Source organism: Streptomyces odonnellii (assembly GCF_000981895.1).
Lineage (GTDB): Bacteria > Actinomycetota > Actinomycetes > Streptomycetales > Streptomycetaceae > Streptomyces > Streptomyces odonnellii.
Window position 1 is genome coordinate 1 of sequence record NZ_LATD01000178.1, and the last position, 8,908, is coordinate 8,908.

Here is an 8,908-nt window from a genome sequence, read left to right on the forward strand (position 1 = left end):
GGCGGGAGCGACCGGGCCGGCGGGAGCGGCCAGACCGGCAGGGGCGACCGGGCCGGCGGGGGCCATGGCGTCGAGCAGCTCGGCGACGATCTCTTCGATGCGGGACCGCAGTCCGGCGATGCGCCGCGCGGTGAACTGCCGTGAAACGAGCGCCCGAAGCCGGGTGTGATCGGGCGGATCGACCTGAAGCATGTTGCGCCCGATGGCGTATCCGCCGTCGCTGTCGTACGCGACGGAGTGCCGCACATCGTTCCGCAGCCGGGATTCCCCCAACGCGGCGCGAACGGCGTCGTACCCCAGCACCATCCACACGTCCTCCCCAGCCGGCATCCGCAACCGCCGCACGGGTCCCTCGGCACGGAGCCTGCGATACGCGGGATAGGGATCGGCGAAGAAGTCCGGCGCGGCGGAGGTGAGTTCAACGATCTGATCGGCACGCATGGACCCTCCAAGCTAACTGGGGATACATCCCCGTTTCCCGGACGCCTCGACTCTAGCAAGAACCGGGGACACCTCCACGGTTAGGGGATGGAGGCGGGGCATGGCCTGATGACCGGATCGCCGCACAATCAGGCAGACACCCGGTCGACCAGGTGGCTCAGCCGTTCCTCCAGCAGCTTGCGCGCGTCCGGTGTGCACGTCGCGAGCGCGACCATCGCGGTCACGATGACATCGCACAGTTCCTTGTGGACGTCATCCCACGTGTGGGACGCGCCCTTACGAGGATTGGCGCCCAACGCCCCATGCACGGCCTCCGCGACCTCCCCGAACTCCTCCCCGATCTTCAGTACGCGCAACAGCTTGACGTCACCGGCCGCGGCTGGCGACGCCTCCGCGTCGAGCCAGTCCCGCAGCCGCTCCACACCGTCCCATGTCGTCCCGTCCATACCGTTCTCCTCGATCGTCCTACAGGTGGTCAGAAAAGCGCCGGTGCCGGGGCATCCGCGTCGGCCCATGCCCCGCAGGGCCCAGACCGTACCCGCCAAAAATCCCAACCTGTTTCCCGGTTGCGACTCTTCCACTCGCTCGGGTGTCAGCCCGCGACAAGCGTGGCGAGTTGGGCGAGGGAGTCATCCGCCAGTCCCCCGTCTCCCAGGCCGCCTACTCGACACCGATATCGATGCCGGGCTGGACCAGGCGGAGCGGGCATTGAGTGGTACGGCCGGGCTCCGGCGGGCGACCGCGGGCCGCCGAGGCGCTCGCCGATGTCGGGCGCGACGGGCAGTGCCCGTACGACGAGGCCTTCCCGGGCACGAAACGGGCGCGGAGTTGCGCACGCAGGGACGCGATCGTCAGGCATCCGGCACCGGATGGACGAGAATGCCCCAGGGCTAGCGGGATGGTCGCCCGGATTAAGAAGAAACAGGAGCTATGACGGTTTCCCTGAAACTAAGCAAAACCACCCCACCTGCCGGATAAAACCCCAGCTCGCGAACTGTGGTCCCCGCACACGCGGGGTTGTTCCCTCATCAATGAGCTGCATGTGTCACGTCCTTTCGTGGTCCCCGCACACGCGGGGTTGTTCCCCGGTTTCCGGCTTCGCGACACCCGGGGAGGCGGTGGTCCCCGCACACGCGGGGTTGTTCCCCTCGTCCCCTCCTGCGTCGACTGCAACCGTGGGTGGTCCCCGCACACGCGGGGTTGTTCCCCGCGGGGGACGAATAAGACTTGAGCCGACGGAGTGGTCCCCGCACACGCGGGGTTGTTCCCCAGGATGCGGGCAAGTGGGAACTCGCCGCGTGGTGGTCCCCGCACACGCGGGGTTGTTCCCCCGAGCAGGCCAAGCCCGCCGGGATGCGGCTGGTGGTCCCCGCACACGCGGGGTTGTTCCCCCGAGCAGGCCAAGCCCGCCGGGATGCGGCTGGTGGTCCCCGCACACGCGGGGTTGTTCCCCCCGGCATCCCGATCCCGCCCGAGATGACCGAGTGGTCCCCGCGCACGTGGGGCCCCAACATCAGGATGAAACGCCGTGGCAGAGCCTGCGCGGTCGCCCGGTGGAGGTGGTGCGGGAGGTGAGGGCCTGGGCTGCTCGCGTGGCGGGTTCGTCCGCAAGCTCCACCGTCGCCACTCGCCAAGACAAGCGCAGCAACGTCTCTCTCGGTACCCTCACCGCCGCAACCCTCGCCATCCGGCTCCGAACATGATCGGCCGGACAAGTCCTGACCAGGCCTCCCACAACCCGGGCCTCGCACAACCCGGGCCTCGCACAACCCGGGCCTCGGACCGGATCCGCGTTCAGCCGGTGATCTTGAATGTGTTCGGTGAATCGTTCTGCTGCGCCACCTGCCCCGGGAGCAGGTTCTGGATCTTGTTGCCCGTGAACTTCCCCGTGCCGGTGACTCCCGAATTGATCCAGATTCCCTGCTTCGCCGGACGGTCGATCGTGTTGTTCGTCAGCGTGACGTTGACGCGCGTGCGATCGATGCCGAGTCCCGCGGTGAGGGACCCGCGGATGATGTTGTCGCTCATGGTGACGTTTGTGAAAGCGTTCGGGAACTGCGAGGTGGTCCCTGGCGAACCGATGTGTACACCGTGCCGGACGCCGTTCCAGCCCCCGCCGCCCTGGAGGACGTTTCCGGTGACCATGGCGGACTCCAGGGGGTGCCCGGAATCGCCGTACACGCTGATTTCCAGGGCGTTGTTCGATGACACGCTGTTCACCACGTTGTTCCGCACCTCGACGTTCTTTCCGCCGGCGATCCGGATTCCGTTGGCCCACCAGGGTGCGATCGCGGTGTTGTTCAGGATTTTCGCCCCGGATACCTGGCCGTTCGTGCCGGTGGGGCCGGCGTCCGAGTACGTCGCGAAGGAATCGTCACCGGTGTTCCGGGCGAAGCTGTTCCGTACCGTGATGTTGAGGCCGAGCTTTTCCGCGTTCGGCGAGCTGCCGTTGTTGATGTTGTAACCGTCGCCGTAGCTGTCCGCGGTCCGGCTGTTCTGAAGGATGCCGTCGGTACCCGACAGCCAGTTGGCGTCGATGTGCCGCGTCCAGAGCCGGTCGATCAGCCAGCCCGTCCCGCCGGCGTTGACTCCGTAGTCCGAACCGCCGGTGCCACCGATTCCCCGCCAGACTGCGTTGGTGTCGATCTGAAGGTCCGTCAGCGTCGTATTCGTGCCGACTACGATCTGCGAACGCCAGGAGTTGGCCGGTAGCGGAACTTTGCGGTAGAGGGTGGTGTACCACATGCCGGCGCCCTGGACCTTCACACCGGTGAAGTCCAACGGCTTGGAAACCAGGCTGTTCGTCAGGTACTTGCCCTGCGGGATCCACACCGACTTCCCCTGTGAGCGGGCGGCGTTCACCGTGTTCTGGATGGCTACCGTCGAATCGTTCTGGAAGTTCGGATCCGCGCCGTTGCTGACGACCGAGATCGAGTTCGCCGGCTGAGCCAGTGCGGCACCGACGTTCTCCAGGTCGACGGAGTCGATGTCGTAGACCGCGGCCGTGTTGCCGGCGTCCTTCTTGAGCTGGATGGTGCTGCCAGGGGCAATCGCGGCACCCGTCACCCGCAGGGGGAATTCGTTGTAGAAGCGGTATGCCTGGCCTCCGGCGCGGGGGTCGTCCGGATTGGTGGTCGCACCGCGGTAGTTCCACGCCTGCTGAGAGCTGAGGGAGATCGCCTGGCGGAAGGTGCCGTTCACGTACAGGTTCAGCGTCGCGTTGATCCCGCCGCCCCCGGCCGAATCCGGAATCGAGGCGCGAACCACGAGGCTGTTGGCGTTCTTCCCCGTGTTGTTCGTCAATGTCACGGAATCGCCGTTGGCCTTCAATTCGACCAGCGAATAGCCCGAGGCTTCGCCCTCCAGGGTGGCCTTGGTCGGGGGCGTCGTGCCCGGGCTGATGGCGCGGATACGGGCGCCGCCGCCGAGACTCCCGGATTCGGCTTCGACCGTCACGAAGGGAGTGGTGGCCCCGGCCGCGGCGGTGACCTGGGCTTCGGACCTGGCAGCCGGCTCGGCGGCGGCGGCCCTGGCAACGTTGCCAGGGCGCGTGTCGCCGCTCTGGACGGACACCACGCCCGCAGCAAGCAACGCGACGCCGCATAGGCCGGGCATTATTTTGCGGTACATGTTTCACCCCTTGATGGGATTGGCGATTGTGCGGGAACCGCCAAACCGCGAGCGGCTACTTGCCCGAGGATTCTCGGACGCGAAGGCGGCTCGGACGCCAAGGCGGTCGGGACGTTCCGCCTTCTGTGCCGGCAGCTTGACCATATGGGCGAGATTGAACTGCCGAACTCACAACTCGTCAATAGTCCTAGCTCTCATTTCTGATACATCCCGCTATGGACAATTTGCTGTGCGATGCGTAGTGAGCGAGGGCGCCATTTCGCCCTATACATCGGATGGCCGCTGATATCGCGCGGCCCAGCGCGGCGTATCAGAGAGTCCGCGCCATACAAAAGGCGCCAACTTCACGGGACGCCGGGTGCCTGGACTCGCGGGGTCGACGTCAGCGGCCCATGGTCGCGCGCCACCCGCCTTGGGTCAGGTGGCACACACCGTCATGTGATCTGCGCCCGTGGGCCGAACGGTGGCATACCGCCGTCGGCATGGAGCCGGTTACGGATGGCGCTCCAGGGCGGTCCAAAGCCGCTGCGGCCCACCCTGATGGACTTCGGGCGGGCCCCGGAACGGTGGGCAGACCGACGGTCGAACGAGGTTCGCGAGACTGGTCTTCCGATGGATGAGTTGTGGCCGGACAGTGCCGAGCGCCGGTCCTGATGAGCGGTCCCGTTCCAAGTCGTCCGCTTCATGCAAGCGGCTCTGCGGACGGCCTGGTCCGCGCGGCACACGCCGCTGCTCCTGGCCCGCCGACTCCGACGACGCGTGCCGGGCGGTGTACGCGACGAGCGCGGCGGCGCCAAACTAAATAAAATCGGCCCCCGGCCAGATAAAACCCCAGGTCACGAACTGCGGTCCCCGCGTACGCGGGGTTGTTCCCGGCTCGTCCGCCAGACTCCACTGCGCCCAGCGGCGGTCCCCGCGTACGCGGGGTTGTTCCCAACTGAGGGGGAACGACACGTGCTTGCCACGAGCGGTCCCCGCGTACGCGGGGTTGTTCCCGGCTCGTCCGCCAGACTCCACTGCGCCCAGCGGCGGTCCCCGCGTACGCGGGGTTGTTCCCGCGTCGGCCGCCGTCGTCTTCACGTACCAGGAGCGGTCCCCGCGTACGGGGGGCTGATCCCAAATGGGCGGTAAGGGGCACGTCGGGGGCTGGGGTGTCCGTTGTCAGGGGCGGCGGCGGGCGTCCGGGCTTTGGCCGAAGGCTCTGCCAGGTGCTTCCGCCCGCTTCAGGTACGCGGCGTGTTCGGCTTCCAGGTCCACGACGGTGAACTCGTCCAATTCCATGATCAGTTGGCCCGCGAGTACCCAGCCGAGCCGCCAGCTTTCGAAGGCCACGCCGCCCGAGTCGTACATCACCGGGAACAGCCCGCCCGGCTGAAAGAGCGCTCCGTGGACCCCGGCCACCACGAATGTCCGTACGCGCAGGGCGACATGGCGTTTGCGTAAGTGCGGGCAGGTCCCGACCGAGGTGACCGCACAGGGTACGCACAGGGGCGGGTGCGTGGTGACGTAGCCGGGCTTGCTCAACTCCGGGTAGTCCGCGTCCTCGCCGACCAGCCAGAATGTGCCTTCGGGCGTACGGTCGGACGGGCCGCCGCAGATCTGGCACAGCAATTTGCGCATCGCGTGGCGCTGGCGCAGGAAGTGGACGTTCCCGAGCTCCGGCCGCCCCTTACCGGGGCTGATGCCGACCCGTTTCCACAGCACGCCCAGGTCGTCGCGTTCGTACGGTCCTTCGTCGGCGTACGCAATGCCGCCACCCCGGACAACGAGCGTGCCCTGGGGCCGGTGCTCGGAGGACCAGCAGGCGATGTACGGAATGACCGGAGCCTTACCCACCGGCTTACCCGCCGACGCGGTCATGAGCAGTCCCTCTCGCTGGGCCGTACGACCGGCACGGACAACGAGGCCCACACCACCTTCCCCGGCCCAACCCGCTCAGCCACACCCCACTCGTCCGCCAGAGCATCGACCAGGAGCAGTCCCCGGCCGTTGAGCGCCTCCGGGTCCGGCGTACGCGGCTGCGGCCGGACCGGCGAACCGTCGTGCACCTCGATCCGTAACCCGCCCGAACTGCGGAAATACCGCGTCTCGACGACCTGCTCCGGCGTCACCCGCGCATGCAACCCGGCATTGCTGAGCAGCTCGGACAGAATCAGGACGGCGGAGTCCTCCAGAACGGACAGCCCCCAATCCGCCAACGCCTTCCGCAACTCGTGCCGCGCCAGCGCCACGCACCTCGGATCTCGACTCCACCGCAGCACAACACCGCGGTCCGTTGGGTTCGGCTTGCGTTTCCCGTACATGTCACGCGCCCTCCATCTTTCCTTTTCTCTCCGTAAGGCCCCCCGCAGTAATTCACCGCTCCGCCCCGGCCTGCTGAGCAACTTCGATCAAGACCCGGTCTCGACTCGCCCGCAGACGAACCGCGTTGGCTCGATGCAGCCAAATCGGCGGCCCGCTCCGGACCAGGCCCCCATAGCCACCAGCCGCTATCAGTACGCACGTGCAGAATCTCTGCGTCGCTGGTCGCCGGGGCTGCCGTCGCGCCTGCCATGGTGTTCGTGTCCGCGCCTTCCGTGTATGCGCTGCCGGTCATGCACAAGACGTAGGGAATCACGGGGAGTTGGGCCAGACCACAGCAGAAAGGCCGCAGTCCTGCTGCATCCTGGCTGCACTGGCTACGCTGAGCAGGGAAGACGCACCCTTCGCTAGGGAGGACCGGCCACGATGACCAGCAGGCGACGGAGATTCGCGGAGCGCCGGAAAGCGTGCGGGTTCAACCAGGAAGAATTCGGGGAAGCGGTCGGCGTCGATCGCTCAACGGTGCAGCGCTGGGAGAACGGGAAGAACGATCCCCAACCGTGGCAACGTCCAAAGATTGCCAAGGCTTTGGCAGTCACAGCGAATGAGCTTGACGCGCTACTGGTCCCCGATGCTTGTGTATCGCCACAGTCTCCTAACGCGTGGCTCGCCGTAGTTCCCGCGAGCAGCGACGATGAATTCGATGCTCTCGAACTGGCGCGGCGAGTATCAGCAAGCGACGCAGGGAAGGAGACATTAGGCCGACTGGAGAACTCCTTCGACGAGTTGGCCATGAAGTACCCCACCTCTCCGCCGCAGGAGTTGTTGGAAAGAGTACGCAAGCACTCGGCGTATGTCGCACACCTTATGGATGCACGCATGACTCTTGGGGAAAAGCGACGCCTCTACGTAGTCGGGGGATGGTTTCAACTGTTGGGGGCCACGCTCCATATCGACCTGAACCAGGAACATGCGGCGACGGCCCGCTTGCAGACGGCCGCCGCCCTTGCACAGCACGCCGAGCATCGCGAAATTGAAGCGTGGTGCTATGAGACGGATGCCTGGCGGGTCCTCACGGATGGCGAATACGGCCGCGCGCTGGAACTGTCGAAGATCGCGCAAGAAGTGGCACCGACCGGAACTTCGGCTGCCATTCAGGCGGCAGCGCAAGAGGGCAGGGCCAGGGCGCGTCTCGGTGAAGGCCCTGAAACATATGCGGCCATCGACCGTGTTCAGCGTATGTCGGCTGCGCTCGTCCCGCGCAAGGGCACGGAACATCATTACCAATACGACCCCGGTAAGTCGCTTGCCTACACAGCAACAACGCTTGCATGGGCCGGGGATCCAGCAGCGGAGACATACGCCCGAGAAGTGATCGCGCGGCTTGCCCCCGCTCGCGACATCGAGAAATGGCCGCGCCGGGTGGCATCAGCGAATATTGACTTGGCACTGGCCTTACTCGTTGACAACCGGCTTGATGAGGCGTGCAACGCAGCAGAGCGGGCCATACTGTCCGGCCGTATCGTCCCGTCGAATCATTGGCGTGCGCTGGAGGTTGTCAGGGCTGTGGAACGCCGACAGCTCCCGGAAGCGTCGGACCTCCGAGAGGCGTACGAGGGATTGAAGGTGCTCCCGACGGGGGATCGGGGCTCTCCGCGGTGACATAGGCCTGTCTGCCCTCCCACCCATACCCCGTCGAGCCAATCGCCGCCGCTCGCGCCGGTTGACTGGCGGCTTCGGGTGGTGACCTTGGTGACGATCCGGCCGTTGTCCCCAGGCACGCGGGGGCGGGTGCGGTCCGTGGAGTTAAGGGCGGAGGTACGCGGAGGGTAGCGAACGCCGGACAACCGGCACCGGGTGAACGAGAATGGCACCAGGAGCAAGCGGGACGGCTGCCTGGATTGCCCGCAAGGCGGAGAACAGGAGCTATGCCGGATTCCCCGAAAGTAAGCAAAACTAGCCCACCCGCCGGATAAAACCCCAGCTCACGAACTGTCGTCCCCACGCACGCGGGGTTGTTCCCCTCGGCCGACCGTGCCCGGTCGAGGTCGAGCAGTCGTCCCCACGCACGCGGGGTTGTTCCGGCCCTCGGCGAAGGCCTGCGCGCCTCCGTCGAGTCGTCCCCACGCACGCGGGGTTGTTCCCTCGCCCGCTTCTTCAAGCGCAACCCCGGCACCGTCGTCCCCGCGCACGCGGGGTTGTTCCCGTTATCCAGCGCAAGGCCGGTACGGTCTCGTAGTCGTCCCCGCGCACGCGGGGTTGTTCCCCACACATTCGGTGACTTGGGGAGAGCTTTAAGGTCGTCCCCGCGCACGCGGGGTTGTTCCCGACATGCCACCCGTCCGGACGTGGATCGGCCTGTCGTCCCCGCGCACGCGGGGTTGTTCCCATCGTTGCCGAACGCGTCCGTACGCGCTCCCTGTCGTCCCCGCGCACGCGGGGTTGTTCCCGGCGTCGACAGCGCGCCCCTCCCGATCGGTGTCGTCGTCCCGCGCAAGCGGGGCTCCCCCAGCCGCAGCCGGCCCCCGCCCCCAAC

Annotated in this window: 5 protein-coding genes, 1 pseudogene and 2 CRISPR repeat arrays; of the genes and pseudogenes, 1 reads left to right on the plus strand and 5 read right to left on the minus strand. The window is 66.7% G+C overall.

Annotated features, from left to right (window positions below; genetic code table 11):
• From WH07_RS17590 to WH07_RS17610, 5 genes and pseudogenes are all read right to left on the minus strand, one after another.
• Positions 1-441, minus strand: a pseudogene (locus WH07_RS17590) (cytochrome P450); the annotation flags it as partial.
• 128 nt (positions 442-569) lie between these two features.
• The gene (locus WH07_RS17595; RefSeq protein ID WP_046500931.1) at positions 570-887 is read right to left on the minus strand and encodes a MazG-like family protein; all 318 of its coding nucleotides are present in this window, start codon (positions 885-887) and stop codon (positions 570-572) included.
• Positions 888-1,437: 550 nt separating this feature from the next.
• A CRISPR array of direct repeats spans positions 1,438-1,894; the repeat unit is 30 nt; unit sequence GTGGTCCCCGCACACGCGGGGTTGTTCCCC.
• Positions 1,895-2,235: 341 nt separating this feature from the next.
• Positions 2,236-4,071 (minus strand): right-handed parallel beta-helix repeat-containing protein, encoded by a 1,836-nt coding sequence (locus WH07_RS17600; protein WP_046500933.1) that lies wholly within the window; start codon positions 4,069-4,071, stop codon positions 2,236-2,238.
• Between the two features lie 1,161 nt (positions 4,072-5,232).
• Positions 5,233-5,931, minus strand: coding sequence for a hypothetical protein (locus tag WH07_RS17605; protein WP_063775785.1), 699 nt, complete (start codon positions 5,929-5,931; stop codon positions 5,233-5,235).
• Positions 5,928-6,302 carry an ATP-binding protein gene (locus WH07_RS17610; RefSeq protein ID WP_232788940.1) on the minus strand — a complete coding sequence of 125 codons (375 nt, stop codon included), beginning with the start codon at positions 6,300-6,302 and terminating at the stop codon, positions 5,928-5,930. The genes WH07_RS17605 and WH07_RS17610 overlap by 4 nt, the downstream gene beginning before the upstream one ends.
• Before the next feature lie 496 nt (positions 6,303-6,798).
• Here WH07_RS17610 and WH07_RS37665 point away from each other — a divergent pair, with 496 nt between their 5' ends.
• Positions 6,799-8,034 (plus strand): helix-turn-helix domain-containing protein, encoded by a 1,236-nt coding sequence (locus WH07_RS37665; protein WP_079023312.1) that lies wholly within the window; start codon positions 6,799-6,801, stop codon positions 8,032-8,034.
• 332 nt (positions 8,035-8,366) lie between these two features.
• Positions 8,367-8,822: direct repeats of the CRISPR family, unit length 29 nt; unit sequence GTCGTCCCCGCGCACGCGGGGTTGTTCCC.
• Positions 8,823-8,908 lie beyond the last annotated feature (86 nt).